Source organism: Gordonia sp. ABSL11-1, from assembly GCF_030315685.1.
Classification (GTDB): Bacteria; Actinomycetota; Actinomycetes; order Mycobacteriales; family Mycobacteriaceae; genus Gordonia.
The window spans coordinates 61,857-88,361 of the sequence record NZ_JASXSI010000021.1 but is presented as its reverse complement, the minus strand read 5'-3'; the positions used below and the strand labels follow the sequence as shown (position 1 = coordinate 88,361).

The window sequence follows — 26,505 nt, the reverse complement described above, 5'->3', positions numbered from 1 at the left end:
CTAGTACCGGAGGTATCGAGGATTGATCGTGGACGGGATTGATGAGGAGTTCGCCGAGATCATCGGCCTGGTCGGTGAACGGCGGGCGCAGATGATCGTCGTGGCCGCGGCCGCGGTTGCCGGCGACATCCGTGCCGACGCCGACCAACTCGGTACCGCCCACGTCGAGAACGCCGAGGCTACACTTGCCGCCGGGTCCGTTGCCGCTCTGTCGGATGACAACGGAAATGGGAGTTTGCCACTCTAACTGGGACTCGGTGACATGTACCTGGGAGCAGCCCACCACCGATCAGGCCCGGCATGCAGATCCGGTCCGACGCCACATGTCATCGGGCTGACTGCGCGACCGCTTCGGTAGCTCTTGTCTCAGATCAGTTGTCACGGCCGACAACCGGTGGGGGTCCGCGCGGCGGCCAGTACCGACAGTCGGCCCCTTAGAATCTGTCCATGCCGGTACTTCTCGACCTCGACAACACTCTCGTGGATCGAGATGGCGCCTTTGCTCACTGGGCTGCCGACGCAGTCCGCTCGTGGGGCGGCGACTTGCCCGACGTCGAGTGGCTTATCCGAGCCGACGCACACGGATACACGCCCAGGGCTGCGCTGGCGTCGATGATCATCGACAGGCTTCAACCGGACACCGCCGACGTCGATGATCTGGTTACCCGACTGCTCTACGAGCACGTGGACCACATCGAGTGCTATCCCGGCGTCCTCACTCAGCTCGGTGAGCTAGCCGAAATGGGTCAACGCCTGGTGATTGTGACTAATGGGGGTTCTCGACAGCAGCGGATGAAGATCGAGCGTACTGGGCTCTCAGACATCGTTGCCGGGAGCGCTATTTCGGGAGAACTCGATTGCAAGAAGCCAGACCCACGGATCTTCACCGCCGCACTGGAGATCGCCGGGAGCGAAGGAGCTGCGTGGATGGTTGGTGATCATGTCGACGCTGACATGACCGGAGCACGGGCAGCCAGCCTGGCGACGGCATGGGTGACGCACGGACGACCCTGGACCGAGCAGTGGGCGCCGACGCTCACGGGGCGAACCACTTCGCAGGTGCTTGCCTCCATAGCTACCGCACTCCGAAGCACCATCTGAACGACGGCATACGGGGCCATCAAGATCACACCGAACCCGGCGTGACGGCCGCAAGTGCTGGTTGCAGAGTCTCCACTCCCAGAATCCTGTCAACACTCACAGATGCGTTGTCATCCGACACAGATCGCCGACACGCTACGACGGCACGACCGCATCGCCGATGCACATCGAGTCGTCGCGGAAGCCGTTGCCGAGCACGGGTATCGGTGAATGATGAACGACGCTCCGATCGACGCGACCGGGCACGGTCGGCGAATTCCTGGGCACGGTCGGCGGGGCGCGCTCAGACGTCGATGCCGAACTCCTTGATCTTGCGGTAGATCGTCGCGCGGGAGATGCCCAGCGCGGCAGCGGCGGTCGCCTTGCTACCGCCGTTCTCCTCCAAACTGCGGATGATGGCGTCGCGCTCGAGGGCCTCGATCCGGGTGAGCGTGTGCCGGCTCAGCGAGCGGCACGACGGTGGCAGCTGATGGACATCGATGACGCCGGACCTCTGGTGGGTGACGATCTCGCGCAGGATCTGTCGCAGTTGTGCCACGTTGCCCGGCCAGCTGTACTTGCTGAGCGATCTCATCGCCTCCGCGGACACGGTGAGCTCGCGTCCCCGGGTCAGCTGGCGCAGCAACGTCGGGATCAGATCATGCAGGTCCTCGATCCGATGTCGCAGCGGAGGGATCGGGACGGTGTGGGAGAAGAACGGTAACAGGATCGCCGCCGCGTCCGCGTCGTGCAGGGCGTCGACGGTCACGTGCCCGACAGTGACACCCACCCATCCGGCGCTTTCCCTGCCCTGCAGCATGCTCGCGACATGCGCCAGGGTCGGCCCGTCGAGGGTGTCGATGTCGCGGAGTACGACGCTGAAGTCGTCGCGGTCGAGTTCGACGGCGAGTGCGTCGAGGATCTCGGGCACCCGGAGGTCCTGAGCGGAGAACACCCGGACACTGCCGCGCGCACGGGTGGCACTGGCGCGCAGCACCGTCGACCGCCCGGTGCCTGTCTCTCCGGCGACGGCGATCCATTCGCCGACACCGACATGGCGGGCCACCCGATCGCAGCACTGCTGCCACGACGAGCTGCGTCCGACGACACCGGGCAGGCCAGAACCGGCACGTCGCGTCGGCGTCCGCGGTTCGAGGCGCTCACCGGAATCCAGGATGTGCACATGGAAGACCGCCATGCCCGACCGCTCGTCCCAGTACTCGGGGACCGGTGACAACCGGGCCGCGCGCCCGCTGGCCATGGTGCTCACCAGCCGCGACGCCGTCGCGTCGAGCGTCTGATCGACGGCGTGCTCGAGGAGCGAGATCTGGTCCTGCGGGTCGACCGCGAGGCGCAGTCGCTGATTCATCAGGACGACGTCGCCCGCGATCGCGAGGACCATCATCTGCGGTGCACGACGACAGGTCGCCAGGTACGCGTTGAGCAGTCGTGACTCGCGTTCGCTCGCCTGCGAGAGCATCCGCTGCTCGATCTGTGCTGTCGCCGACTTCGCCAGCGACAGCAGCAGCGGGCCCCCGTCGTCGGCGAGGCCGGTCAGGTCGAGCGCGCCCATGACCGCCCCCGACACCGGGTGCACGATCGGAACGCCGGCGCACGACAGGTCCGCCAGGAGGCTCGCGTAGTGCTCCGATCCGCGGACGAGGGTGGCTTGTCGGTTCTCCAGCGCGGTCCCGATGCCGTTCGTCCCGGCGTGTTCCTCGCTGTAGCTGTATCCGGGCGCGAGGCTCACCTCGTCGAGCATGCGGCCGAGCGGTCGATGGGCGGTCGCCCGGGACAGGACAACGCCGTCCGAGGAGGTCAGGATGATGCTGACCGGCTCGGCGGAGAGGTCGTCGGCGAGTTGTCGGATGATCGGTCGTGCCGCGGACACGAGTGGGCTCTCGAGGTTGGGTTCGCGGACGAACGGCAACTCGAGACGGTCGGCATGGACGTTGAACGCGCGGGACCGGCGCCATGACGTGGAGATGCTCTCGCGGACTCCGGCGGAGATGTTGTCGTCGGTCAGAAAGCGTTCACGTGCGGCGGCGATCTCGGTGGGCGTCTCGGTCTGGGAGGTGGGCTGAGAACTCACAGAACTGACGAACTCCTCTGTGATGTGGATCTCACATCGGTCTGAGTCTATCGGACTCGGCGACCCCTGGTGGGTCGACGAGCAAGTGGGTCGGTGGGGAGGGCCGGCCGCGATCAACGCCGCGAACATCTCCTCGTTCGGATCGCGGCCGGCCCAGCTCTGCCGGCGCACGTGCCGGGGGCCGGTCAGTAGATGTTCGAGGGTCGCACCATCCCCTCTGCCAGGTCACCGAAACCGGGTGCCTCGATCGCCCCGGGGTGGGTGAATACCTCCTCGACGACGGCGGTCTCCGTGGTGATCAGCAGCGCGGCGATCGACGCGGCACTCTCCAGCGCCGCCCGCGTCACCTTGCAGGGATCGATGACGCCTTCGTCGAACATGTCGCCGTACTCGCCGGTGAGTGCATTGAAACCGTGTCCGATCGGCAGTCCGGTCACCACCTTGACGACCTCGTCGCCCTCGTATCCGGCGTTCGTGGCGATCCACCGGAGTGGTTCGGCCAGCGATCGGCGGACGACGTCGATGCCGACCGCCTCGTCGCCATCGGCCGTGAGAACCTCCAGAGCTCGATGGGCCTGCGCGAGGGCCGTGCCGCCGCCCGAGACGATCCCGGCCTCGACCGCTGCCCGTGTGGCGGCGAGCGCATCCTCGACGCGCAGCATGCGCTCCTTGAGCTCGACGCTCGTGACGCCACCGACGCGGATGACCGCGACCCGTCCGGTGAGTCGCGCGACCCGGAGTTCGAGGCTGTCGCGGTCGGCGTCGATCCGCGCACGGGACAGCTGTGCCTCCAGCTGAGCGACCCGAGCATCGACGAGCGCCTGGTCGCCGTGGGCCCCGACGATGGTCGTCTCGTTCTCGGTGACGGTCACCCGATCGCACGTGCCGAGGTGATCGACCGAGACCTCGGACAGTTCGAGCCCGGTGTCCTTGGCGATGACGTGGCCGCCGAGGGCGACCGCCAGATCCTCCAGCTCGGCGACGCGACGGTGCCCGAAGCCGGGTGCACGGACGACCACGGACTGCATCGTCTTGTGCATGTTGCCGCCGACGAGCAGCTGCAGGGCCGGTCCGTCGACGTCCTCGGCGAGGACGAGCAGGGGGCGGTCCGCCCGCTTCGCGGACTCGATCGCCGGCATGATCTCCTGCACCGACGTGATCTTCTTGTTCGTCAGGAGGACTACCGGGTTGTCGAGGACCGCCTCCATCCGCTCGTGGTCGGTGACCATGTATCCCGAGATGTAGCCGTGGTCGAACTCGATGCCGTCGACGACGTCGACCGACAGTCCGAGCGTGTCGCTCTCCTCGGTCGTGATCACGCCGTTCTTGCCGACGTGTTCGACCGCCGACGCGATCACCGCGCCGATGACCTCGTCGTCACTGGCCGCGAGGCTCGCGATGCGTTCGAGGTCGCTGCGTCCGCCGATCTGCACGGCCTGATCCGACAGCGACTCGATGACGGTCGCGACGGCCCGTTCGATGCCGCGCCGCACACGCATCGGGTTCGCGCCCTGGTCGACGGCGCGCAGGCCCTCGCGGACCATCGCCTGCGCGAGAACGGTTGCGGTCGTGGTCCCGTCGCCGACGACACCGTTGGTCTTCATGGCGACCTCTTTGACCAATTGGGCACCCATGTTGGCGAAGGGATCCCGGAGTTGGATCTCACGGGCGATGGTCACGCCGTCGTTGGTGATGGTGGGTGGTCCGGTGAGCTTCTCGAGGACCGCGTTGCGGCCCTTCGGTCCGAGGGTGACCTTGACTGCGTCTGCGAGGGCGTTGACGCCCCGTTCGAGTCGTAGCCGCGCTTCGGCGTTGTAGCGCAACTCTTTTGCCATGGGATCGTGCCTTTCGTGTTCGATGGTGACGGGCTGGTGACGAGCTGCTGACCGGCGGGCGCGTCGGTCAGGGGATGAGGATGGCGCGCCCGCGGACGCGCCCGGCGTCGAGATCGTCGATGGCCTGCTGGAAGTCGTCGAGCGGGTACTTGGTCGTGTGCAAGGTGACCTTGCCCTGCGCGGCGAGCGTCATCAGCTCGGTCAGGTCGTTGTACGACCCGACGAGATTGCCGATGAAATTGATCTCCGTGGAGATGACGTCGATGGTGGGGACGTCGATGTTCTCGCCGTATCCGACGACGAAGTAGTTGCCGGCTCGGCGCAGCATCGCGATGCCCTCGGCCGTGGCACCACCCTCGCCGACGAAGTCGAGGACGGCCTCGGCCCCCTTGCCGTCGGTGAGTTCGAGTACGCGGTCCACGTGTGTCCCGTCGGCGACGATGCCGTGATGCGCACCGACCTCCACCGCGAGTTCGACGGCAGCCGGGGTGCGGTCGACGACCACGATGGTCACGCCGGAGATGGCCTCGAGCACCTGGATTCCGATGTGCCCCAGACCGCCTGCGCCGATCACGACACAGGTGTCTCCCGGCCGCGTCATCCGCGCGACCTTGGCCGCCGCGTGATACGCGGTCAGTCCCGCGTCGGCGAGCGCGGCGATGTCGGCCGGCTGGAGGGACTCGTCGATGGCCACCACGCTGCGGGCCGTCGTCTTCAGGTACTCGGCGTAGCCGCCGTCGGTGTCGATTCCGGGAAAATCGCTGTTCTCACAATGGACATCGTCACCGTCGCGGCAGGCGTGGCACAGGCCGCAGGTGATCAGCGGATGCAGGATCACGGTGTCGCCGACGGCGACGTTGGTGACCGCGTCCCCGACGGCGTGCACCCAGCCGGCGTTCTCGTGACCGATCGTGTACGGCAGCGCGACACCGCTCTTCTCGGCCCACTGACCCTCGAGGATGTGCAGGTCGGTGCGGCACACACCCGCCCCGCCGACCCTGACGATGACGTCGAGCGGGCCGGTGATCTGCGGATCGGGTATCTCGTTGAGCTGCAGTTTGTCGTGGTATCCGACCACCTGGACGGCCTTCATGATGCGCTCCTCTCGGATCTGTGGTTGGTGACGACGGGTCCGCTGCGACCGTCGCAGTCGGAATCGTCGGCGTAGCGGGTGGCGAGAAGGCCGCGGCAGAAATGGCCGTTGCCCTCGATGGAGATGCGCACCGACCGGGCGAATCTCAGATGCATGGCGACATCGTCGGCGGCGACGGGACGACCGTCCTCGTCGACGAGGACATGACTGTTGGGGCACAGACTCAGTCCCGCGTTCACACGTCGGCGCATCAGCGCGGCCTTCTTGGGGCCCGGTGGCAGATCCCGGACGGTCAGGTGCGAGATGTCGTCGAGGGTGATCTCTCCGCGCGCCAGCAGATCTGACACGCATCGTTCCATCGCCGCCGTGTGGGCCTTGCGGACGAAGATCTCCCGCAGATCGTCGAGACCCTCGTCGGCCTCGACGCCGAAGGTCCCCACGTAGCCTGCCTCGGCGGCCAGTCCGGCGTTGATCTTGTCGCTGTCGTGATGGTCGTCGAGCACCACGCGGACCAGACCGGCGTCGTCGACGCGGCGCAGCGCGTCCTGGGCGTCGGATGCCATGAGATACGCGAAGTTCGGCGAGCAGAACGAGGTGGGCAGCCTCAGGTGCACGGTGACGCCCGCGTCGTCGATCAGGATCGACCGCACGAAGTTGAGATCGGTGATCGGCTCGTCGAGTTCCGGGTCGACGACCGTGGCGAGGGCGGCGAGCACCTCGTCCTCGATCGTCGTCGGCCGGGCGTCGCCGGGGGCCAGAGCGGTCATGCCGTCACCGCATCCTTGGCGCCCGCCGCCACCTCCACACCCGGATTCGCGGCATCCGTGGGGATCTGCAGTTCGTCGGGCACCTTGATGTTCGGGTAGAGCGCCGCCGCGTTGAGGCCGAGGATCTTTTTCTTCTGCTCCACGGTGATCGGCGCGTACTCCGTCATGTCCTCCGGGATCTGGAAGTCGACGAAACGCTCCACCAGCCACTGCGGGGTCCACAGCGCGTAGTCGGAGGCGAAGAGGATCTTGTCCTCGCCGATCCAGTACAGGAGCTCGCCGATGATCTGGGCGAAGTACCTCGGGCGGGTGTGGATGAACGGGATGGCCACGGCCAGTCCGCCGTACACATTCGACTCCTGGGTGGCGATCCAGCAGAAGTCCTCGAGCCGCGGCAGGCCGACGTGCTCGATGATGAAGTTCAGGTCGAGGTAATCGGTGGCCACCTTGTCGACATCGGCGACGTCGAACGCGTCCCGGTCCAGCGGCCGGATGGTCGGACCCTTGTGCACGTGGACGTTCTTGATCCCCAGCGCAATACACTCCTCGAGGTAGCGGCGCGACCACGGGTCGTCGAGCTTGTACCCGCGGGAATCGCCGTACCACTCGGCCGTGTAGAGCTTGACGCCCTGCAGGTGCATCGATTCCGCGTCACGGCGCAGCTGCTCCAGGCCGAACTCGCCGTGGCGAGGATCGTAGGCATGGTTGTAGGTCAGCTGATCGGGGTGCGACCGGCACAGTTCGAGCGACTGATCGACCTGGGCGAATCCCGTCTTGTAGAACTCCGAGAGGATCGTCGCCTGGAAGATCGCGTGATCGGCCGGGCCTTCCTCGAACAGATCCCGCATCAGGCGGTCCGGCCCGTAATAGCAGTAGGTGTCGTAGTCCCAGACCTGTTCCTCGGGGCTGAGATTCTTGTGATAGTCGTAGAAACAGTCGATGAACTGCTTGCCGTGGATGTTGCGCTGATTGGATTCACGACCGTCCCACAGGTGGACGTGGGCGTCGACGATGAAGTACTTGTCGCCGTTCTTCTCGTACATGCTTCTCACTCGCTCTCTACTGGGGCTGTGCTGGTGGAGACCGGGACTGACGGTGACCGGGACTGACGGACACCCGGGCCGGTGGAGATCACCGCCCGGGGGTGTGGGAGTCACCCCCGGGCGGTGAGGATCAGGAGGAGGCGGTCAGGTCGAAGCCGATGAACTCGGCGGCGTCCTCCGGGCTGGCGAACAGCATCGTGCGGTCGTCGAGGTGGACCATGCGCCCGTAGTGCGTGGAGCTGATCTCCTCGAAGACCGACCCGTCGAAGTCCTGGCCGAGGGCGTCGGTCAGTTCGTCGTAGTCGAAGTCGAGGCGGTTGACCCCGTCGACGCGGATCATCGACGGGTACTCGGTCAGTTCCACCCCGTCCTTGGCGCCCATGACGTCGGCGACGACGCGGCCGATCGGCGTGTTCATGAGCGTCACACCGCACATGTTGGAGAACTCGGTCTCGGCTCCGAATTGCATACTGGTGCTCACTGGTTCAACTCCTCGGGGATGTCGGCGTCGATGGATTCGAGGACGCTGCGGAACTTGGCGATCGCGGCGTCGAGACTGGCGGCAAAGGTGACCGGCTTGTCGGCCGGCTGCGACCAGATCGGTTGCAGCGCCCGGGCCGCCTCCAGGCTCCGCGGGACCCATTCGGCCAGCCACTCGTTGAGCAGGGCCCTGTTGGACTCGCCGTACGTTTCGTCGCGGGTGAGGATGCGGAACAGGTTGCGTGTGTAGGCGAGATCGCGGTCGTAGTCGTACTCGCCGGTGCCCACGATCGTGGGCGTGATGTAGTCGCCGTTGCCCGCGGCGACCTGCATGACGAGTTCGGAACGAAACAGTGAACCCACCAGTTGCTCGAAGACGATGTTCGTCGCGAACAGCAGCTGACACCAGTCGCCGACCGCCGTCAGTCGTTCCACCGTCTCCCGTACGGGCTGCCACTCGGGTGCGTTCATCCACACGTCGCGGTGGGCGCTGCCGTCGAAATCGTCCTCCGCCTCGGCCAGGTCGAGGTTGAACAACGCCAGATCCTGTGCGAATCGCATCTTGTGGGCGGCGTTCACCGCGACGGCGGTGTTGATCATGTTGGTCGGCCCGGACCGCTGGATCGAGGTGAACACATGGAGCGCCAGGCCGTTCTCCGCGTGCATCCAGGCACCGAGATTGCGCTCGATGAACTTGAGCCACGGCCTGTTCCACACGTCGTAGGCGCGGGCGCGCTTCGCGTTCTGCAGACACAGGTCCACCTGGTGGACGACCGCCGAGTTGTTCCGGTAGATCGTCTGGTCCCACTCCTCGTTGGGATCGAGGAAGGCATGCCAATTGCTGGACTTCGCGGCGGTCCACTCCTGCGGATAGCCGCCCGGACCGTTACCGAAGCCGTAAATCCAGCCCTGCGTCAGGTGCCGCTCCGGGTCGGGCTGCACGTCGACGGTGACATCCTCGTAGGTGGTGGCGCGCTTCTTCGCCGGCTCGTAGTAGTTGTACTTCCGGCTCTTGCTGCTCGGGAATTCCTTGGCGCCGGCCTCGGCGTCGGTGAATTCGATGGAGGGGAAGCTGCGCTCCCGCGGTGCTGCTGGTGCTGACATGCCTTTCGTTCCTTGTCGTTCGGCCCGCTCGACCCGGCCATGAGGTGGCCGGTGAGCAGGGTGGGCTGGCTGGGCTGCAGGTGTCGCGATGGTCGACCGATCACGACCCGTCGAAGGCCGGGCTGGTGAACTTGTCGTAGAAGACCTGATCGCGGGGCACCGAATGCGTCTCGGCGAGCGCGAGCGCCGCGTCAACCATCGGTGGAGGACCGCAGAAATACACCTCCGTTCGGGCTAGGTCCGGCTCGCGTCCGTCGACGATGGCGGTCACGTTCCCTTCGACGACCTGCACGCCGGCAGGCAGGTCCGCCATGGACTCCGAGAGACACGCGGTGAACGAGAAGTCGGCGATTCTCGCACCGAGAGAGGCGATCTCGTCGAGGTAGAAGAGGTCCGAGGCGGTGCGTGCGCCGTAGTAGAAGCGGACCGGTCGGTTGATCTCGTTCTCGCTGATGTGACGCAGCAACGACAGCAGGGGCGCCATGCCGGCGCCGCCGCCGATGGCCACGAGCGGCAGCACGTGGCCGCTGCGTAGCGTGCACGACCCGTACGGACCGTTGACCATGATCTCGTCGCCGACGGAGAGTCCGTCCTCCAACATCCCGGCGAAGAGGCCCCCTGCGTACTTCTTGATGACGAACTCGAGCTTGTCCGGCGTCTGCTGTGTGGTCGCGATGGAGAACGAGCGCTTCTCGTCGGTGCCCGGGACGAAGAGGTCGACGTACTGGCCGGACTTGAACTCGAAGGTCGCCGGTTCGACGACGTCGAGGCGCAGTGACACGATGTCCCGGGTCAGCGGCTCGATCGCCGCGACCCGCGTGCGGACGTCCTGGATCGGCGCGCCGCCGAGCAACTCGTCCTCGTCGAAGTTGAGCAGCTCGATGTCGCAGTCGCTGTAAGCATAAGTCCGGCAGAGGAGTACGTACCCCTCGGCCTCTTCGGCGTCGTTGCAGGCGAACGTCGAGTAGTCGTCCATCTGGACGTCCCCGTCGAGCATGTACGACTTGCACGCCGAGCACCGGCCCTCACGACATCCGTGCATGAGGTGGATGCCCTGCCGGAACGCGGCATCGAGGATGGTCTCGTCCTCGGTGACCTCCATCTCGATGTCGACGGGTTCGAAGTTGATTCGATGCGTGTCGGCCACTGGATCTCCTGTTCGGGTGGCTGGTGGGGTGGTCTCGATACGCGCCGGGCTCGCGCCGCTCGCTTGCCGCTACTCGACCAGCGGAGGGAGTCGAGTAGTGACGCCGAGCGGCGCGAGACGACGCGTATCGAGACCACCGGGACGGGGCTCCGTCAGGCGGGAACTGCCCCGTTGCGATTGGCCTTGTAGGCGGCCACGTGCGCTTCGCGCTCGGCGTCCGACATCTCGTTCAGCAGCACGTTGGGACTGTTGAAGACGTTGCCGCGGACGTCGTCGAGCGTCCACATCTTCTTCGGATCGAGATCCAGGTGTGGTTGCGGGATCAGTGTCTTGCCGTCGTCGCGGACATAGCCGAGGTCCTTGATGATGTCGGCGAGATCCTTGCCGTGGTGCAGCGTCTCCCATTCGCGGAAACCGGTGAGACGACCCATGTTCGGCGTCTCCCGGCCCTCGTACTCCCCGCGGAACGCGACGGCGTCGGTCCAGTAGCATGTCTCCGAGCAGTAGGTGCGCCACTGGTCGTCGACCTTCTCGGTGACCATGTCCTCGCGGATGAGGCAGGGCACCATGCATGTCCAGCAGCGATGCGGGTACTCGTAGTCGACGTCCTCGAACGCGATCGGCTTGTTACGGCCGGGGTAGGCGAGACGGTTGTAGTTCTCCCACCACTTGCCGAACTTGTTGTACCACCCGGGGTACTTCTCCTCGAACCACTCGAAGTCCTTGTCGGTCATCGCGTCGATCCGCCAGTAGTTGACCGGCCAGCCGGTGGCGAAGAACCTGGCCACCTCGTGCACGTAGTGCTTGTTGGTGATGCGGTTCCAGGCCTCCTCGACGAGGTCATGCGGGATCGTGAGGCCGTACTTCTCGAGTGGGAGAAGGTAACTGCGGTAGTAGTCGTCGTAGATCCACCGACGCCACATTTCCGCGTAGCTCTCCCGGTCCTTGCGCCGGTCCTTCGTGCCGTACTCGATGAACGTGCCGATCGCCGCGTCGACGACACAGTGGTTGTTCCACCACGCGTAGCGCAGGTCGCGTTCGAGGAGCGGACGATTGCGCTCGTCGGCCAAGGCCATCAGCAGGATGGAGTAGCCGTTGGAGATGTGTCGCGACTCGTCGGACTGCACCGAGTGGAAGACGGTGGGCAGCAGGTAATCGCCGTTGGCCGCGGCCTCATCCGGCATGGCGACGAACAGGGTGTTGGTGAACGCGGTCTCGGCGACGACCGTCAGATAGATGTTGGCGGCGGTGATCGCGTCACCCGTGATGAATCCCTCGCCGAACTGACGACCGATGGTGCCGGCGTAGTTGTTGGCGAACGCCTTCTCCGTGATGTCGAAGCCGGCCGGATCGATGTAGTTGTTCATGTACAGCTTCTTGAGGTTCATCTGGATCGTCGAATGACGAACCTCGTCGATCATCTGCACGGCGAGTCCGTTGTGGATCTCGGGATTGGGGACCGCGTCGATGGCCATCGGCATCGCACGAGCCGCGGAGATCTCAGGGAACGGGATGATCGAGAGGAACAGCTTCTGCCATTCCAGCCACCGTTCCTGCACCTGGCGGAACATGTTGCCGCGGATGGCGCCGTCCATGGCGCCGTAGACGCGGTTGTCCTTCTCCTCCTCCATGGGGAAGTAGGACCGCATGATCTGCTTGAGAGGGTCCTTCTTCGGGGCCTTCTCGAAGGTGTAGTCGGTGCCGAACCGGGTGGCCGGTGTCGCGAAGGTGGGTTCCCACGACAACTCGGTGATCTTCGCATGTGCTTTGGTCAAGCTCTGCCTGCTCAATGTGCGCCTCCTCGTGAGAAGGCCGACGAGGTGCCGGCCTGCTGGGCTGGAGCGCCTCTGATACAACAGTGTGAGTCAGGTCATACGCGTCTCACTGTGAGACAGGGGCCACACGGGGTCCGCCGGGCCGGTCCGACAGTGGCATGTCTACGCAGGTCAGGGCAACAGTGCGCGGTACACCGCGGTCTCGAGATCGAGGTAGGCCCCGAGTGCGGTGTGATCGAAGAACGGGAAGATCTGCGACGCCCAGTACCCACCGATGCGATTGCGCCGGTCGATCCAGAAATAGAGATTGGCCAGCCCGGCCCACGACAACGAGCCCGCCGGGCGGCCGGTGGGTGCGTCCTCGTCGTTGATCATCGAGATCAGTCCCCACGATTTCGGTGCGCCGGGGAAGAGCTCGGCGTCATTGGTCACGGCGGGGCTCGCCGACAGCAGCGGTGTCACCGCGAGTCGCCCGAGATGGCTGTGTGAGGCGTCGGCCACCGTCTCCGGGCGCAGGATCTGTTCGCCGGTGTCGGATCGGCCGTCGTTGAGCCACATCCGGATGAACCTCAGGTAGTCGGGCACCGTCGAATACAAGCCCTGTCCGCCCATCTGGACCTCCGGGTCGGCGGGCATCGACCATCGGTGATTCGGCGTCAGCGAGCCGTCCGTGGTGCGATGGTGGAGCACCGCACGACGCGATCGGGGTTCGGGCGGCAGCGCGAACGACGTGTCGGTCATACCGAGCGGGTCGAGGATTCGTTCGGACATGACGTCGCCCAGCGGTCGACCGGTGATGCCCTCGACGACCAGGCCCGCCCAGTCGATGCTGCTGCCGTAGGACCAGCGTGTCCCCGGGTCGAACAGCAATGGGGTGGTCAATGACCGCAGGCGTGCGGTGATCACACCGGGCACCCCGTGGTCGCTGCTGAGCCGCCGGTACGTCGGATCGAAGAAGTCGTAGGCGAAACCGGCTGTGTGCGTGAGGAGATGGCGTGTGGTGATCGGGCTCTGCGGTGCGCGGAGAACCAGCCCCCCGGCGTCGTCGAAGCCCTCGAGCACGTCGATCGTGCCGAGGCGGGGTGCATAGTCGGCGGCCGGGGCGTCGAGGTCGAGCGTGCCCTCCTCGACGAGTTGGAGGGCGAGGGTGGCGGTGATCGGCTTCGTGGTGGAGAAGATGGCGAAGACACTGTCGGTGGTCATCGGGTCGTCGCCGTCGGTCGCGTGTACGCCGGCCGCACGCAGACTGATCGTCGCCCGATCGGTGGTGACACCCGCGACGACGCCGGGAAGGCCGGGGGCTCCGGTGACGGCGGCGGAGATCGACGCGTCCACCGCGTCGTCGACTCGTCGCGGATCGATGACGGGTGTCCCCATCGGCGGCAACCTCCTCGTGTCCCCGGGGGCGTCCCGGTCGTGTCCGACGACTCGACCCTATGCCTCGTCCGGCACCGTCGGCCGCGCAGGACGGCGTCGATGATCCAGATGGGCAACCACAGGCCGCAGGTCAGCAGCGTCAGGGCGGGATGTAGGCCATGCGGGCACGAATTCGTCCGCACGACGACCGGCGTGTGCACGTTCGTCGTCACGTACACGGGTGTCGGCGGGCCGTGGGGTCCGGCCGCGTGGGGGATACGGGGGCTGGGCGAGGTGCCCGTGCCCGACGTGGTGCGGCGGGTAGTGGTGCAGAGGGTACTGCTGCGGGTGGTGTTGGTGAGGGTACGGCTGATCTGGATACTGCTGCCCACCGCTCGGATACGGCCCGATCGGGTATCGGGGCGCGGTGAGGTCGCCGAAGTCGGACGGATGGATGACGATCGGCTCGTCGGCGAATCGATCCGCGCCGGGGTTCGGCGTCGGGGGCAGTTGCTGTGGGTCGGTCATGGCGGCGCTCCTGGTCGCCGGCTGCGATCAGTGCGGCCGGCCGCGCCGACAGTAACGACGGACCGTCGAACGGCCATCGTGGGACCGCGTCCGGACCGCGCTCACAATGCGGCGACGAACTCCCCGAGCCGCCGGATGCCCTCGGTCAGTTCGTCGGACGACGCCGCGTACGACAGCCGGATGTGGTCGTCGGCGGTGTGGTGACCGAAATCTCTTCCGGGAGTGAGGGAGACGAAAGCCTCGCGCAGCGCGCGATCGCAGAACTCGGCGGAGGTCAGCCCGGTGCTGCGGACATCGACGTAGACATAGAAGGCCCCGTCGGGGATCACCGGCACGGAGAGTCCGATCCGTGCGAGGCCGTCGACGACCAGGTGTCGTCGAATCCGGAACTCGTCGCGGCGTGCCTCGCTCAGGGCGAGTGACTCGTCGGTGAAACAGGCCAGGGCGGCGTGCTGTGCCGGTGTCGATGGGCAGACGTAGAAGTTCTGCGCGAGACGTTCCATCACCGGGACGAGGTCGTCGGGCACGATGCACCACCCCAGTCGCCACCCGGTCATGCCGAAGTACTTCGAGAAGCTGTTGATCACGATCGCGTCGGGATCGGCACCGAGGATGCTGCGGGGCGGGGACCCGTCGGGATCGTCGTCGGCGAGGCCGAGGTAGATCTCGTCGACGATGCGCCAGCCACCCAGGGCCCGCACCCGCGCACACAGCCGGACCAGCTCGTCGTGCGGCACCGAGGTCCCGGTGGGATTCGACGGTGAGGCGACCATGACGCCCCGCGTGTGGGTACCCCAGGCCTGTTCGACGAGAGCGGTCGACAGTTGAAAGCGTGTCGCCGGCGTCGTCGGAACCAGACGCACGCGGGCGCCGTGACTTTCGGCGAACTGGCGGTTGCACGGGTAGGACGGGTCGGCGATCAGCACCTCGTCGCCGGGATCGATCAGGGCTGCACAGGTGAGCAGTAACGCGGCCGACGCGCCGGAGGTCACCACGACGCGGTGCGACTCGACCTCGCAGCCGAAATGTCGGCCGTAGTATTCGGCGATGGCCGAGCGCAACTCGGGGAGTCCGACGGCCTCGGTGTAGGTCAGTGGCCGGCCGTCGGTCAGGTCTCGCACGGCGGCGAGGAAGGCCGGCGGCGCCCCGAAGTCGGGCTCGCCGATGCTCAGTTTCACCACATGATGTCCGGCGGCCTCGAGTTCGGCGGCACGTTTCCCGAACTCCATCGCGAAGAAGGGCGCGACCGCCTCGGCGCGGTGGGAGATCTTCATGGCGCCATTCTGCTCCGGCGCGCCTCTCCCACCCGCCGAGGGGTCGCGCCCTCGGTGTGGTCCGTCAACTGACGCAGATCAGCTCACGGGATGTGGTTGAACTCGTCGGGATCCGGTCCTCGGCGACGGTCCTTGTTCAGGGCGTCGATCGCCGCGACGTCCTCGACGGACAGGTCGAAGTCGAAGAGCGCGAAGTTCTCCTCGACCCGGGAACGGGTGACCGACTTGGGGAACACGATGTCGCCGCGCTGGATGTGCCACCGGAGGGTGACCTGTGCCGGTGTGCGGCCCTTGTCCTGCGCGATCTTGTTCAGGACCGGGTCGTCGAGGACGTCGCCCTGAGCGATCGGTGACCACGCCTCGGTGGCGATGCCGTGCTCGGAGTTGAAGGCGCGCAACGCATTCTGGGTCAGGTAGGGATGCACCTCGATCTGGTTGACCGCCGGGACGACATCCGTTTCGGAGAACAGCCGTTCGAGATGCGAGCGCTGGAAGTTCGAGACGCCGATCGCGCGTGACTTGCCGTCGGCGTGGATCTTCTCCAGGGCCTTCCAGGTCTCGACGTAGTCGATGTCGATGCCGGGTAGCGGCCAGTGGATCAGGAACAGATCGAGGGATTCGACCCCCAGATCGGTCAGCGTCTGATCGGTCGCGCGAAGGGCGTCGTCCGTGGCGTGGAATCCGTTGTTCAGCTTGCTCGTGATGAAGATCTGGTCGCGGGGGATGCCGGACTCGGCGACCGCCTGCCCGACTTCCTTCTCGTTGCCGTACATCTCGGCGGTGTCGATGTGCCGGTAGCCGACCTCGAGCGCGGTGAGCGTTGCTGCCTTGGTGTCCTCCTGCGGGATCTGGAAGACGCCGAAGCCGAGCTGTGGGATCTCCACTCCGTTGTTGAGGGTGATGGTGGGAACAGACATCGTCGTATGTCACCTTTCGTCGGTGTCGGGATTTCGCTGTGCACCGCGCCCATGGGCTCAGAGCGCGACTTCTCGGTGGGGGACGGCCCGGGTGTCTTGCGGGCACGAACGGTCAGGGGATGAGGATGAATTTCCCTCGGGGATGGGACGTCTCGAGCTCGGTCAGTGCAGTCGCCGCCTCCGCGAGCGGGAAGGTCTTGGCCACCTCCGTCACCAGCTCGCCGGAAGCGGCGTCGGCGATCAGGCCGTCGATGGCCTCCTCCCGGAGGCGTTTGCTCTCGGGCGTCGATCCGGTGACAAGGACGATTCCGTCGGACGCGCGACCGAAGGCGGCGACGCTCACGATCTTCCCGGGGTTGTCGACGAGTGCGAGGGACGCGTCGATCGCCTCGTCGGTCCCCACCGTGTCCAGGGCGACGGTGACCGGAGCCGTCGCCGCGTCCCGGATGCGGTCGAGCAGCCCGTCACCGTAGGCGACCGGGATGGCGCCGAGCCCGCGGACATGATCATGGTTCCGGGCGCTCGCGGTGGCGATGACGGTCGCGCCCGCCGTGCGGGCGAGTTGGATGGTGATCGCGCCGACCGCGCCGGACCCACCGTGGACGAGGACGACATCGTCGGCCGTGACGCCGGCGGTGCCGATCAGGTCCGCCGCGGTGACGCCGACGAGCAGCAGGCCGGCCGCGTGCTCCACATCGAGCGATTCCGGTCGTCGATGGACGACCGTGAGGTCGGCGAGCACGCGATCGGCGTAGGCACCCGACGCGCGGTAGACGATGACCTCGTCCCCGACGGTCAACGGGCCGTCGGGGAGCACGGCTCCGTCGCCGACGGCCGAGACGACCCCGGCGGCCTCGAACCCGATCGGCAACGGCAGCTTCGACTCGTCACCACCCATCGTCCCGCGCACGATCTTCGCGTCGGCGGGGTTGACGCCGATGGCCTTCGTCTCGACGAGGACCTGACCCGGGCCGGGCCGTGGCGGTTCCTCATCGACGATTTCGAGTACCTCGGCGGGGTCTCCATACGCGGTCGCAACGATTCTCTGGGCCATGATCCTTCCAAGGGTCCCGGACGGCCCGGGTATTCCGGGCTCGACGGAGTCCCTGCTCATGGCGCCGCGGAGGTGTCACCGCGGAGGTGTCACAGTGGGTTCGACGGCGACGCGGAATCCGAGACAAGTGGTAACTGATCGGGTGCCGTTTGCGGTATGGACGTCTTCGTCGCGATCGGCGACCCGACGCGCTACGACATCCGCCGCTGCGAGCCGCCGCACGTGCTCCGGGTGCACACGACCGACGGCTTCGGCACCTGGGATCTGATCGTGGAACTCATCGAGGAGGACGGCGTGACCACGCTGACCCTCAGTCAGATCGTCGACGATCCGGTCACCATCGAGAACACCGGGCCGGGCTGGGAGTATTACCTCGACCGTCTGTCGACGAGATCGGCTTCGACGACTGCTTCCCTGCACAGCGCGAGTGCAACCTCTCGGTCCAGCCAGAGGTGGCCGAGCGCGACGGTTCGGCCGGCTGAGTCCGGGAGGCCATGGGCGCGGTCGCGACCGGTACTACCTGCGGAACCACGCTGCGGGATCGTCGCGGAGTGCGTTCTCGATGCGGAGGCGGGACGTCGCGGCGAGATCGCCGGGTAGGTCGTCGAGGTGGAACCACTCGACCGCGGTGTTCTCGTCGTCGGCCGGGTGGGGTTCGCCGTCGAGATGCCGCGCGAGGAAGCACACGTCGAGATATCGGGTCTGATCGCCGTTGGGGTAGTGGACCATCGGCGTCACGTCCACGCTCGTGAGCCGCACGATCTCGGCGCGGATGCCGGTCTCCTCGGCGATCTCGCGGACGATGGCCCGGGCGGGTTCCTCGCCGGGTTCGAGGACTCCGGAGACGACCGCCCATTCGCGAGTGTCGGCGCGGTGGGTGAGCAGGAGGCGGTCGGAACCGTCGAGCACGACCGCACTGACACCGGACAGCCAGAGTGGTGCGTGTCCGACGTGGCGGCGGAGTTCACGGATGAAGTCGGGGATGGGCATCCATCACATCCTGCCGGATTGTCGGTGGCCGGTGCTTCACTGATCGCGTCCCCGGAACACCAGGAGGTGCCCATGAGCCATCAGCAGCCCGAGCCGAATCCCGAGACCTCGGTCGACGACGAGTGGGCCGCCATGGAACGGTGGCTGATCGAATCGACGGGAAACATGCCCACAGGTGCGGTTCTCGACGTCGGCCCAGCGGGTGCACGGGTCGACGACGACGGCGCGGACGTCGAGTGCGCGCAGATCCAGGCCCTCGGTGCCGACACCTACCTCATCCGGCTGTCCACGACGGTCATGTCGGCCCCGTTGCTCGCATCCTTCGTCGTCTCCCGTGACGTTCTGGACCGGTGGTTCCACGACGACACCTTCGCCGACTGCACACACGGATTCCTGATGAGTCGGTCGCGGGGACGCGTCGCCGAGATCGCGGTCGCGTGGTTTCGTGACCGTTGCGGATTCGCGGGTCCGGACGACCTGGGGTGCTCCTATGAGGAGCCGGTCCGTCTCCCTCGCTCGGTCGCTCGCCAGAGCGTCGTCGAACGTCAGGGATACCCCTGATCTTTCCCCGATTTAGCCGCCGACCTGATGATTTCCGGACAATGGAAGGCCACAGTGGAGTCATGACCACATCAACGAACCCCAACGGCACCACCGGCAACGGAATCGGCTTCTGGAAGGTGCTCGGCATCATCGCCGTGGTACTCCTCGCGCTGGCGATGGTCGGCCCACTTCTGAAGGGCCTCTTCTGGATCGCACTGTTCGGTCTGGCGATCTACGGCGGGTGGATGCTCTACCGCTCGCGGTCGGCCAATCGTCCGAACGGACCCACATCGGTCTGAGGTGCCGATAGGGTCTGGAGATCATGAGCGGGATCGACGTCATCGCCGGTGACATCACGGTGGTGCAGACCGACGTCATCGTGAACGCCGCGAACTCCTCGCTGCTCGGCGGCGGCGGCGTCGACGGCGCGATCCACCGGGCGGGCGGGCCGTCCATCCTGCGGGAGTGCCGTCTGCTGCGCGAGACGACCCTGCCGTCCGGCCTCGAGACCGGGGCGGCCGTCGCCACGACGGCCGGCGACCTCCCGGCCCGCTGGGTCATCCATACCGTCGGCCCGGTGCACTCTGCGCGCGACGACCGCTCGGCGGCCCTTCGAGAGTGCTACATCCGCAGTCTGCGTCTGGCGTCGTCGCTGGGCGCCCGGTCGGTCGCCTTTCCGCTGATCTCCGGCGGTGCCTACGGGTGGCCGCTCGGTGACGCTGTCGACCAGCAGGTTCGCGCTGTCAAAGACGCGAATTCAACTGTCGAATCCGTTGTTCTGGTGGCGTTTTCGGAGAAGATCGCCGATCTCACACGACGCGCCCTACGGTGATCACGCATTCGCCGGGATCGCTGACTATCCTCGGCACGTGGCCGAATGCAGGGGGAATGCGACGACCGCGCAGTCACGCGCTCGGCGGGCGTGTGATGCGCGGTGACCGCTGACACCGAACACCTCGAACCGGCCTCCTCCGGCCACGAACCCTCGTTGGTGGAGCCGACCGTCCTGCGGCCGCACACCTTCGCCTACGACGCCGCGGCGCGAACGCGCCGGATTCCCGATCCGCCGGAATGCGACGAGATCCCGATCCTCGATCGGCTCGAGCGGATGGCGATCGCGGCCAGTCGGGTGACCGACGAGCGCACCATCCCGGGCGAGATCCTCGTCGATGTCGACCGCGACATCTGGCGTGGCGCCAACGCCCCCGGCTACCTGCGGCTGTTCATCGCCGATCACGGGAACGAGGGCACCATCGCGATCGTGCTCACCCGCTTCGTCGTCGATCACGGTGTAAGTGTCCCCGGGCTCATCGATCACGCCTTCGTAGAGGCGAGGGCCCTGCCCGAGTGGAACGAGAACGAGGCGACCCGCACGCAGCCGGGCTTCCGGACCGAGGGATCGTCGATGCAGACCGGGACATATGCCGGCGACGAGCAGACATGGTTCTGCGCGATCCGCTACGCCGCCTACCGACGGGGCAGTGTCGCCTATCTTCTGCATGCGACCGGCACCGCACCCGCGCGCGAGGGTGCGACATTCCGTCGCTCGATCGCGTCCGCGGTGAGCTCGGTCCGCTTCGACGACTGAGACCCCCCGCAGACCGGACGATGTGACGAGGAGACGACGAATGGTGAGCCGTGCCGACCGTGTGGACGACCTCGAGGCCGCGCTGGCCTCGACGGCGGACTTCGTCGACGATCCGGCCGATCAGGGATGGATGACGGCACAGGCCGGTGAACAGCAACTGTTCGTACGGGTGGGCGATTTCCCCGACGAGGATCTCTGGTCGCTGTGGCTCGGTGACGGCCGGTGGATGGATTTCACGGTCGCGCCGGCCGGTTGGTCGTTACGAGTACCGGGCCGGCGGTGGCCGGCCGGTGCCCGCCCGCGGCTGCCGAAGAACGAGTTCCACGACTGACCGGGCGAGTCGCCGCCCGGAGATCGTGACGCGGCCATCGGCTGCCAACCCCACTCTCGTCGCGTTAGGCTCAGCCGGACAACATGCCAGCTGTGGTCCGCGCGGCCACGAGACCGGGGTGGCCATGCCGATTGCGATCGCGACCATCAGCCTGAAGGGCGGCGTGGGCAAGACGACTCTGACCGCGGGGATGGCCGAGTTCCTGTCGGGCGAGTTCGGTCGACGGGTGCTCCTCATCGATCTCGATGCGCAGACCAACCTGACCACGATGATGATCGGTCAGCAACGCTGGCGGCAGTGCAACGAACAGGGGCATACCCTCGCGGCACTGTTCGGGGACGTCCTCGACGACACCACGACGTTCGATCTCGACAAGGCCGTGCAGCGTGGCGTGTCGCCGGTCGAGTCGGTGACCGGCGTCGACCTCCTTCCGTCCTCGCTCGACCTGATCGAACTGCAGGAGGAGTTGAGCGCCCGCCGTGTCGCCGCCGACGATCACGCATCGGTCATCGATGTCCTGCGCCGGGGGGTGGCCCCGATCGTCGACGACTACGACTACATCCTGATCGACTGCCCGCCCAACGTCGGCCCGTTCAGCCTCAACGGTCTCGCCCTCGCCGACGCCTACCTGATCCCCACCATCCCGGATGTGTTGTCCACCTACGCGATACCGCACATCCAGCGGCAGGTCGCCGACTTCGGGGCCGAAATAGGGCAGCCGATCGTCGAACTCGGTGTGGTGGTGACGAAATACCGCGCGGGCTCGGTCCTGCATCAGGACACCGTCCACCGTCTGCGTCGCGATCCGACGATCCAGAACGTCCTGCCCGCCTATCTCCACGAGGCCAACGTCATCGGCACGGCCGCCGAGTACACGCCGTACGCCACGCTGCACGCAAAATACGGCCATCACGGTCATTTCGACCAGTTCCGCAAGGTGACGCAGTCGGTGATGACCGAGGCCGAGGCGAAGATCGGGGCGCCCGCTGACCCCTGGCGGGTCAGCCGGCCAGGTCGGCGCCGATCGACGCACGTCTCGGGTTCGCCACGAATCGTCGATCGGGCCGGTGGATCACCCCGGCGCGCGTAGCGTCGGCGGCTTCCTCCTGAGTCTGTTCGGCGTGGACGTCGAGGGTGGCGGCCTGATCTTCAGCTTCGTGACCTGTGTCGCCGGGGCGTGTCTGCTGCTCTGGATCGTCGGCATGGTGCGGGGCCGTTCGAAGGTCTGACCCCGACCGGCCCGCCCGCGCCGTCGGTACGTTGGTGGAGGTATCAACCGGCGACGAGAGGAGCAACGATGGCACGGGTCGCGATCATCGGAGGGCACGGCAAGATCGCCCTGCGACTGGCGAAGCAGCTGTCCACCAACGGAGACGATGTCACGTCCATCATCCGTAAAGAGGCGCAGGTCGACGATGTGGCTGCCACGGGTGCCACACCCGTGGTCGCCGACATCGAGGAACTCGACACCGCGGGACTCGCCTCCGTGCTCGCCGGGCAGGACGCGGTGGTCTGGGCCGCGGGCGCGGGCGGAGGTGACCGCGATCGCACATTTGCGGTTGATCGCGACGCGGCGATCCGTTCGATGGACGCCGCCGAGTCCGCCGGCGTGCAGCGCTACGTGATGGTGTCGTACTTCGGCGCCGGCCCCGATCACGGGGTCCCCGAGGACAACTCGTTCTACGCCTACGCAGAGGCCAAGGCCGAGGCCGACACTCATCTCAAGGGGACGGGCCTGGACTGGACCATCCTGGGCCCCAGCAAACTGACCGATCAGCCCGGCACCGGCCGGATCACGGTGGGCGGCACTCGCACCGACGGTGCGGAGGTCAGCCGCGACAACGTGGCGCAGGTCGCGGCGGCTGTCCTCGCCGAACCGTCGACCACCCGCCGCACGATCGAGTTCAACGACGGCGACACCCCCATCGCGGACGCGGTGTCGTGACGCGGTCGTGACCGCGACCCCGATCGAGGAATTGCGCGGCGTCGTCGGCGACACCCATGTGGTCACCGACGACGACGCGATGGCCGGTCACCTCACCGACTGGACCGGCCGATGGACAGGCACCGCCGACGCCGTGGTGCGTCCTCGGACCACCGACGAGGTGGCCGCCGTCGTGCGGCTCTGCGCGGGCCACGGTGTCGCGATCTGCGTCCAAGGCGGGAACACCGGTCTCGTCGGCGGTTCGGTGCCGCCGACCGATCGGCTCACGGGTCCGCTCATCGTCCTGAGTACCGCGCGGATGACAGACGTCGACGAGGTGGACGTGGTCGGCCGATGCGTCGGTGTGCAGGCCGGTGCGGCCATCGAAGCGATCGACAGCCGCGCGCAACGCGATGGCCTCATGTTCCCCGTCGACCTCGCATCGCGCGAATCGGCCACGGCGGGAGGGGTCGTCGCGACCAACGCGGGTGGTGTCCGGATGATCCGGCACGGCAACACGCGAGCCCAGGTCCTCGGGATCGAGGCGGTCCTGGCCGACGGCCGGATCCTCCGACGATGGAAGTCGCTGGTGAAAGACAATGTGGGCTATGACCTCCCGGGACTGCTGACCGGCAGCGAGGGAACCCTCGCCGTCATCACCCGGGTGCTGTTCCGGCTGGTCGCCCCGCCGGTCGCGACGATCGTGACCGTCGCGTCCGTCGATCACGTCGAGAACATCTTCGAATTGCTCGACGCGTTCGCGGCGCGGGGGCTCCGGGTGGAGGCCGCCGAGATCATGACGGAGTCGGGCCTGGAGTTGGTGCACGAGCACGGAGTCCGTCGCCCCGTCGCCACCGCGTCGCCGTTCTATGCGCTCGTCGAGATCTCCGGCACCGGGGACGTGGAGGCGGTCGTCGTCGACGTCCTCGAGAACGCCTCGGTCACCGATGCCGTCCTCGAACCCGGTCCGGCGCGCGCATTGTGGGCGGTCCGGGAACGCCACACCGAGTCGATCTCCCGCTCGACCACCACACCTGTCGTCAAACTCGATGTGTCCGTACCGATCCGGGCCCTACCCGAGGCGATGGCAGAGCTCACTGCCGTTGCCGGGATGGTCGACCATCCGTGCCGTCCCGTTCTGTTCGGTCATGTCGGCGACGGCAACATCCACGTCAACCTGCTCGACGTCCCCGAAGACGCGGCGGAGTCCGTCACCGGGCACGTGTTCGGGATCGTCGCCGCCAACGGTGGGAGCATCAGCGCCGAACACGGAATCGGTCGCGCGAAGGTGCCGTGGACACATCTCGGTCGCAGCGATGTGGACCTGTCGACCATGCGTGCGGTCAAGGACGCGCTGGACCCACGCGGATTGCTCAACCCCGGCGTGCTGTTCGGCTGAGGGGGTCTCGATACGCGTCGGGGCTCGGAGGGCGTACGACTTATGATCACTGTGATTCCGAACCTGGGACGGCGACGACGACGCCGCTAGCGTGTGGCGGTCATGGCCACTCTCCTGAGCACCCCGGGCGCCGGCGCGGTCGACGAGACCGATGACGAACGCCGAAAGCGCCTCCGGACTGTTGTCGCCGCGAGCCTCCTGGGCACCACGGTCGAGTGGTACGACTTCTTCCTCTATGCCACCGCGGCGAGCCTCGTGTTCAACACGGTCTTCTTCCCGGATCAGAGCTCCTTCGTCGGGACCCTGTTGTCGTTCGCGACCTTCGCGGTCGGCTTCGTCGTGCGGCCCATCGGCGGGGTGGTGTTCGGTCACATCGGCGACCGGATCGGACGCAAGAAGACGCTGGCCCTCACGATGGTCCTGATGGGCGTGGCCACCGCATTGATGGGTGTGTTGCCGACGGCGGCCGCGGTCGGCGTTCTGGCGCCGATCCTGCTGCTGGCGCTACGGGTCGTGCAGGGCTTCGCGCTCGGCGGGGAGTGGGCGGGTGCGGTGTTGCTCGCCGTCGAGCACAGTCCGCGGCGTCGTCGGGGCCTGTTCGGCAGCATTCCCCAGATCGGCCTGGCGCTCGGTCTCGCCCTCGGCACCGGCGTGTTCGCGCTGCTGCAGGTGGCGCTCGACGACGACGCGTTCCTGACCTACGGATGGCGCATCGCGTTCCTGGTGAGCATCGTGCTGGTCGTCATCGGATTCGTCGTCCGGCTCAAGGTCGACGAGACGCCCGCCTTCACCGAGGTCGCCGAGCTGTCGCAGAAGTCGACTGTGCCCATCCGCGACGTGGTGCTCCCACCGAACACGCGCAACACCGTCCTCGGGCTGCTCGCCCGGTGGGGCGAGGGATCGGCGTTCAACACCTGGGGTGTCTTCGCCATCGCCTACGCCACCTCCGAACTCGGCATGGACAAGGTCCCGGTTCTCGTCGCGGTGACCATCGCCTCCCTGGTGATGGCGATCCTGCTGCCGGTGTCGGGACTGCTCACCGATCGGTTCGGTCCCAGGCGCATCTATCTGATCGGGATCACCGCATACGGCCTGACCGTGTATCCGGTGTTCGCTCTGTTCGGCACCGAGAACCTGATCTGGTTCACCGTCGGCCTGGTGATCGTCTTCGGTATCGTCCACGCCCTGTTCTACGGCGCCCAGGGGACGCTGTTCGCGAGCCTGTACCCGACGCAGGTGCGCTACACCGGGCTGTCCGTCGTCTATCAGTTCTCCGGCATCTACGCATCCGGCCTCACCCCGCTGATCCTCACCGCGCTCATCGGCGCCGCCGGTGGATCGCCGTGGCTCGCCGCGGGTTACCTCGCGCTCACCGCACTGATCAGCGTCGTCGCCACGGCGTTGATCCGGCCCGCAGACCTGTACCTGGACAATGGTTCACGAGCGGGTTCACGGCAGGGTGCACAGGCGGGTTCACAGGGCTGACGCGACAGCGGCGGACTCCACGGGCTCGGAGAACATCGGATAGTCGAAGCTGATCGCGTTGTCGTGCTCGGCCACCGACGTCGCCGCGGTGCAGTCCGTCAGCGTGATCACCCGATATCCGTTCTCGTAACCGGAGCGCATGGTGGACTCGACACAACAGTTGGTGAGGAGGCCCGCCAGGATGATCGTGGTGAAGCCCTTGCTGCGCAGGATGAAGTCCAGATTGGTGCTCGCGAAGGTGTCGAGGCCGCGCTTGCCCTCGATCAGGATGTCACCGTCGGCCGGCGTCAGGTCGTCGACGATCGCCGCGCCCCACGAATCCTTGACGAAGGCATTGCCGTCGACCACGCCCTTGAGGATGCCGTACGGGTGTCGCGTCAGCTCGCCGTAGCCGGGCGCGAACGTGATCGGCGCGTGCATGATCGTCACCCCTGCCGCACGTGCCTTGTCCACCAGGGCAACGGTGTTGCCGAGCATGCCGGTCTTGTCCATCACCGCCGAGACGGCGTCGTGCAGGACGCCGCCGTCGCTGGTGAACTCGTTCTGGAACTCGATCAGCACCAGCGCGGTGGTCGCGGGATCGAGGGTCAGTGTGTCTGCCATCGGAACACCTTTCGAACTTCTCGGCGACGAGTGTCCTCGCGGAGGAGGCCTCGTCGCCGATTCAACCACCCACACCTCGCTGAGGCGGGCGGATCCG

General features: G+C 66.7%; 28 protein-coding genes and 1 pseudogene. 13 read left to right on the top strand and 16 right to left on the bottom strand.

The annotated features are described in order from the left end of the window. The first annotated feature begins 28 nt into the window (after positions 1-28). Positions 29-247: a hypothetical protein gene (locus QSJ19_RS20560; RefSeq protein WP_286322857.1), complete on the top strand. Its 219-nt coding sequence runs from the start codon at positions 29-31 to the stop codon at positions 245-247. Between the two features lie 200 nt (positions 248-447). Then, positions 448-1,101, top strand: a complete 654-nt coding sequence (locus QSJ19_RS20555) for an HAD family hydrolase (RefSeq protein WP_286322856.1) — start codon at positions 448-450, stop codon at positions 1,099-1,101. Positions 1,102-1,384: 283 nt separating this feature from the next. Here QSJ19_RS20555 and QSJ19_RS20550 read toward each other — a convergent pair whose 3' ends face one another. The 14 genes from QSJ19_RS20550 to QSJ19_RS20485 all read right to left on the bottom strand — a co-directional run bounded on the left by QSJ19_RS20550 (position 1,385) and on the right by QSJ19_RS20485 (position 17,545). Continuing rightward, positions 1,385-3,172, bottom strand: coding sequence for a sigma-54-dependent Fis family transcriptional regulator (locus QSJ19_RS20550; RefSeq protein ID WP_286322855.1), 1,788 nt, complete (start codon positions 3,170-3,172; stop codon positions 1,385-1,387). 185 nt (positions 3,173-3,357) lie between these two features. Further along, complete coding sequence (groL, locus tag QSJ19_RS20545; protein ID WP_286322854.1) at positions 3,358-5,007, bottom strand: chaperonin GroEL; 1,650 nt, start codon at positions 5,005-5,007, stop codon at positions 3,358-3,360. A gap of 67 nt (positions 5,008-5,074) precedes the next feature. Continuing rightward, positions 5,075-6,100, bottom strand: a complete 1,026-nt coding sequence (locus QSJ19_RS20540) for an NAD(P)-dependent alcohol dehydrogenase (RefSeq protein ID WP_286322853.1) — start codon at positions 6,098-6,100, stop codon at positions 5,075-5,077. After that, on the bottom strand, positions 6,097-6,867 hold the full coding sequence (locus QSJ19_RS20535; protein ID WP_286322852.1) for an iron-sulfur cluster assembly protein: 771 nt from the start codon (positions 6,865-6,867) through the stop codon (positions 6,097-6,099). Before QSJ19_RS20535 ends, QSJ19_RS20540 begins: the two co-directional genes overlap by 4 nt. Beyond that, positions 6,864-7,910, bottom strand: a complete 1,047-nt coding sequence (locus QSJ19_RS20530; protein WP_286322851.1) for an amidohydrolase family protein — start codon at positions 7,908-7,910, stop codon at positions 6,864-6,866. The genes QSJ19_RS20535 and QSJ19_RS20530 overlap by 4 nt, the downstream gene beginning before the upstream one ends. 130 nt (positions 7,911-8,040) lie before the next feature. Next, a complete protein-coding gene (mimD, locus tag QSJ19_RS20525; protein ID WP_286322862.1) occupies positions 8,041-8,379 on the bottom strand; it encodes a propane 2-monooxygenase effector subunit MimD in 339 nt (112 codons plus the stop codon). A gap of 8 nt (positions 8,380-8,387) precedes the next feature. Further along, positions 8,388-9,494: an aromatic/alkene monooxygenase hydroxylase subunit beta gene (locus QSJ19_RS20520; RefSeq protein ID WP_286322850.1), complete on the bottom strand. Its 1,107-nt coding sequence runs from the start codon at positions 9,492-9,494 to the stop codon at positions 8,388-8,390. 100 nt (positions 9,495-9,594) lie between these two features. Next, positions 9,595-10,641 (bottom strand): 2Fe-2S iron-sulfur cluster-binding protein, encoded by a 1,047-nt coding sequence (locus QSJ19_RS20515; protein ID WP_286322849.1) that lies wholly within the window; start codon positions 10,639-10,641, stop codon positions 9,595-9,597. Between the two features lie 152 nt (positions 10,642-10,793). Next, on the bottom strand, positions 10,794-12,431 hold the full coding sequence (locus QSJ19_RS20510) for an aromatic/alkene/methane monooxygenase hydroxylase/oxygenase subunit alpha (protein ID WP_286322848.1): 1,638 nt from the start codon (positions 12,429-12,431) through the stop codon (positions 10,794-10,796). Between the two features lie 156 nt (positions 12,432-12,587). After that, on the bottom strand, positions 12,588-13,793 hold the full coding sequence (gene acmB, locus QSJ19_RS20505) for a methyl acetate hydrolase AcmB (RefSeq protein WP_286322847.1): 1,206 nt from the start codon (positions 13,791-13,793) through the stop codon (positions 12,588-12,590). Positions 13,794-13,850: 57 nt separating this feature from the next. Then, positions 13,851-14,300: a hypothetical protein gene (locus QSJ19_RS20500; RefSeq protein ID WP_286322846.1), complete on the bottom strand. Its 450-nt coding sequence runs from the start codon at positions 14,298-14,300 to the stop codon at positions 13,851-13,853. A 101-nt stretch (positions 14,301-14,401) separates the two neighbouring features. Continuing rightward, the gene (locus tag QSJ19_RS20495; protein WP_286322845.1) at positions 14,402-15,574 is read right to left on the bottom strand and encodes a pyridoxal phosphate-dependent aminotransferase; all 1,173 of its coding nucleotides are present in this window, start codon (positions 15,572-15,574) and stop codon (positions 14,402-14,404) included. Between the two features lie 83 nt (positions 15,575-15,657). Next, entirely contained in the window at positions 15,658-16,491 is an 834-nt protein-coding gene (locus QSJ19_RS20490; protein WP_286322844.1) for an aldo/keto reductase, read from the bottom strand. 112 nt (positions 16,492-16,603) lie between these two features. Continuing rightward, on the bottom strand, positions 16,604-17,545 hold the full coding sequence (locus tag QSJ19_RS20485) for an NADP-dependent oxidoreductase (protein ID WP_353507165.1): 942 nt from the start codon (positions 17,543-17,545) through the stop codon (positions 16,604-16,606). A 156-nt stretch (positions 17,546-17,701) separates the two neighbouring features. On the opposite strand from QSJ19_RS20485, the gene QSJ19_RS20480 reads away from it, so the two are divergent. Next, the gene (locus tag QSJ19_RS20480; RefSeq protein ID WP_286322842.1) at positions 17,702-18,145 is read left to right on the top strand and encodes an SRPBCC family protein; all 444 of its coding nucleotides are present in this window, start codon (positions 17,702-17,704) and stop codon (positions 18,143-18,145) included. On the opposite strand, the gene QSJ19_RS20475 is transcribed toward QSJ19_RS20480, so the two are convergent. Further along, a complete protein-coding gene (locus QSJ19_RS20475) occupies positions 18,062-18,535 on the bottom strand; it encodes an NUDIX hydrolase (RefSeq protein WP_286322841.1) in 474 nt (157 codons plus the stop codon). The two genes, QSJ19_RS20480 and QSJ19_RS20475, sit on opposite strands and share 84 nt — an antisense overlap. A 72-nt stretch (positions 18,536-18,607) precedes the next feature. Between QSJ19_RS20475 and QSJ19_RS20470 the strand changes: the two genes are divergently transcribed. From QSJ19_RS20470 to QSJ19_RS20425, 10 genes and pseudogenes are all read left to right on the top strand, one after another. Next, positions 18,608-19,096, top strand: coding sequence for a hypothetical protein (locus QSJ19_RS20470; protein WP_286322840.1), 489 nt, complete (start codon positions 18,608-18,610; stop codon positions 19,094-19,096). A 62-nt stretch (positions 19,097-19,158) separates the two neighbouring features. Further along, on the top strand, positions 19,159-19,377 hold the full coding sequence (locus tag QSJ19_RS20465; protein WP_286322839.1) for a hypothetical protein: 219 nt from the start codon (positions 19,159-19,161) through the stop codon (positions 19,375-19,377). Positions 19,378-19,400: 23 nt separating this feature from the next. Beyond that, on the top strand, positions 19,401-19,910 hold the full coding sequence (locus QSJ19_RS20460; protein ID WP_286322838.1) for an O-acetyl-ADP-ribose deacetylase: 510 nt from the start codon (positions 19,401-19,403) through the stop codon (positions 19,908-19,910). Positions 19,911-20,012: 102 nt separating this feature from the next. After that, positions 20,013-20,666, top strand: a complete 654-nt coding sequence (locus QSJ19_RS20455; RefSeq protein ID WP_286322837.1) for a hypothetical protein — start codon at positions 20,013-20,015, stop codon at positions 20,664-20,666. 40 nt (positions 20,667-20,706) lie between these two features. Beyond that, positions 20,707-20,997, top strand: coding sequence for a hypothetical protein (locus tag QSJ19_RS20450; RefSeq protein WP_286322836.1), 291 nt, complete (start codon positions 20,707-20,709; stop codon positions 20,995-20,997). 124 nt (positions 20,998-21,121) lie between these two features. Next, the gene (locus tag QSJ19_RS20445; RefSeq protein WP_286322835.1) at positions 21,122-22,087 is read left to right on the top strand and encodes a ParA family protein; all 966 of its coding nucleotides are present in this window, start codon (positions 21,122-21,124) and stop codon (positions 22,085-22,087) included. A gap of 1 nt (position 22,088) precedes the next feature. Next, positions 22,089-22,226: pseudogene (locus QSJ19_RS20440) on the top strand (GlsB/YeaQ/YmgE family stress response membrane protein); the annotation flags it as partial. A 68-nt stretch (positions 22,227-22,294) separates the two neighbouring features. Further along, positions 22,295-22,942, top strand: a complete 648-nt coding sequence (locus QSJ19_RS20435; RefSeq protein ID WP_286322834.1) for an NAD(P)H-binding protein — start codon at positions 22,295-22,297, stop codon at positions 22,940-22,942. A 7-nt stretch (positions 22,943-22,949) separates the two neighbouring features. Further along, positions 22,950-24,320, top strand: coding sequence for an FAD-binding oxidoreductase (locus QSJ19_RS20430; protein ID WP_286322833.1), 1,371 nt, complete (start codon positions 22,950-22,952; stop codon positions 24,318-24,320). 102 nt (positions 24,321-24,422) lie between these two features. Next, positions 24,423-25,805: an MFS transporter gene (locus QSJ19_RS20425; RefSeq protein WP_286322832.1), complete on the top strand. Its 1,383-nt coding sequence runs from the start codon at positions 24,423-24,425 to the stop codon at positions 25,803-25,805. On the opposite strand, the gene QSJ19_RS20420 is transcribed toward QSJ19_RS20425, so the two are convergent. Next, positions 25,794-26,408, bottom strand: a complete 615-nt coding sequence (locus QSJ19_RS20420) for a cysteine hydrolase family protein (RefSeq protein WP_286322831.1) — start codon at positions 26,406-26,408, stop codon at positions 25,794-25,796. The genes QSJ19_RS20425 and QSJ19_RS20420 overlap by 12 nt on opposite strands. Positions 26,409-26,505 lie beyond the last annotated feature (97 nt).

What these genes read in the sequence shown, in the direction of transcription:
- QSJ19_RS20555 (WP_286322856.1), top strand. Translation starts at nt 448, where the DNA reads ATGCCGGTACTTCTCGACCTCGACAACACTCTCGTGGATCGAGATGGC.
- groL (WP_286322854.1), bottom strand. Translation starts at nt 5,007, where the DNA reads ATGGCAAAAGAGTTGCGCTACAACGCCGAAGCGCGGCTACGACTCGAA.
- QSJ19_RS20540 (WP_286322853.1), bottom strand. Translation starts at nt 6,100, where the DNA reads ATGAAGGCCGTCCAGGTGGTCGGATACCACGACAAACTGCAGCTCAAC.
- QSJ19_RS20535 (WP_286322852.1), bottom strand. Translation starts at nt 6,867, where the DNA reads ATGACCGCTCTGGCCCCCGGCGACGCCCGGCCGACGACGATCGAGGAC.
- QSJ19_RS20530 (WP_286322851.1), bottom strand. Translation starts at nt 7,910, where the DNA reads ATGTACGAGAAGAACGGCGACAAGTACTTCATCGTCGACGCCCACGTC.
- mimD (WP_286322862.1), bottom strand. Translation starts at nt 8,379, where the DNA reads ATGCAATTCGGAGCCGAGACCGAGTTCTCCAACATGTGCGGTGTGACG.
- QSJ19_RS20520 (WP_286322850.1), bottom strand. Translation starts at nt 9,494, where the DNA reads ATGTCAGCACCAGCAGCACCGCGGGAGCGCAGCTTCCCCTCCATCGAA.
- acmB (WP_286322847.1), bottom strand. Translation starts at nt 13,793, where the DNA reads ATGGGGACACCCGTCATCGATCCGCGACGAGTCGACGACGCGGTGGAC.
- QSJ19_RS20500 (WP_286322846.1), bottom strand. Translation starts at nt 14,300, where the DNA reads ATGACCGACCCACAGCAACTGCCCCCGACGCCGAACCCCGGCGCGGAT.
- QSJ19_RS20495 (WP_286322845.1), bottom strand. Translation starts at nt 15,574, where the DNA reads ATGAAGATCTCCCACCGCGCCGAGGCGGTCGCGCCCTTCTTCGCGATG.
- QSJ19_RS20490 (WP_286322844.1), bottom strand. Translation starts at nt 16,491, where the DNA reads ATGTCTGTTCCCACCATCACCCTCAACAACGGAGTGGAGATCCCACAG.
- QSJ19_RS20485 (WP_353507165.1), bottom strand. Translation starts at nt 17,545, where the DNA reads ATGGCCCAGAGAATCGTTGCGACCGCGTATGGAGACCCCGCCGAGGTA.
- QSJ19_RS20480 (WP_286322842.1), top strand. Translation starts at nt 17,702, where the DNA reads ATGGACGTCTTCGTCGCGATCGGCGACCCGACGCGCTACGACATCCGC.
- QSJ19_RS20475 (WP_286322841.1), bottom strand. Translation starts at nt 18,535, where the DNA reads ATGCCCATCCCCGACTTCATCCGTGAACTCCGCCGCCACGTCGGACAC.
- QSJ19_RS20470 (WP_286322840.1), top strand. Translation starts at nt 18,608, where the DNA reads ATGAGCCATCAGCAGCCCGAGCCGAATCCCGAGACCTCGGTCGACGAC.
- QSJ19_RS20465 (WP_286322839.1), top strand. Translation starts at nt 19,159, where the DNA reads ATGACCACATCAACGAACCCCAACGGCACCACCGGCAACGGAATCGGC.
- QSJ19_RS20460 (WP_286322838.1), top strand. Translation starts at nt 19,401, where the DNA reads ATGAGCGGGATCGACGTCATCGCCGGTGACATCACGGTGGTGCAGACC.
- QSJ19_RS20450 (WP_286322836.1), top strand. Translation starts at nt 20,707, where the DNA reads ATGGTGAGCCGTGCCGACCGTGTGGACGACCTCGAGGCCGCGCTGGCC.
- QSJ19_RS20445 (WP_286322835.1), top strand. Translation starts at nt 21,122, where the DNA reads ATGCCGATTGCGATCGCGACCATCAGCCTGAAGGGCGGCGTGGGCAAG.
- QSJ19_RS20435 (WP_286322834.1), top strand. Translation starts at nt 22,295, where the DNA reads ATGGCACGGGTCGCGATCATCGGAGGGCACGGCAAGATCGCCCTGCGA.
- QSJ19_RS20425 (WP_286322832.1), top strand. Translation starts at nt 24,423, where the DNA reads ATGGCCACTCTCCTGAGCACCCCGGGCGCCGGCGCGGTCGACGAGACC.
- QSJ19_RS20420 (WP_286322831.1), bottom strand. Translation starts at nt 26,408, where the DNA reads ATGGCAGACACACTGACCCTCGATCCCGCGACCACCGCGCTGGTGCTG.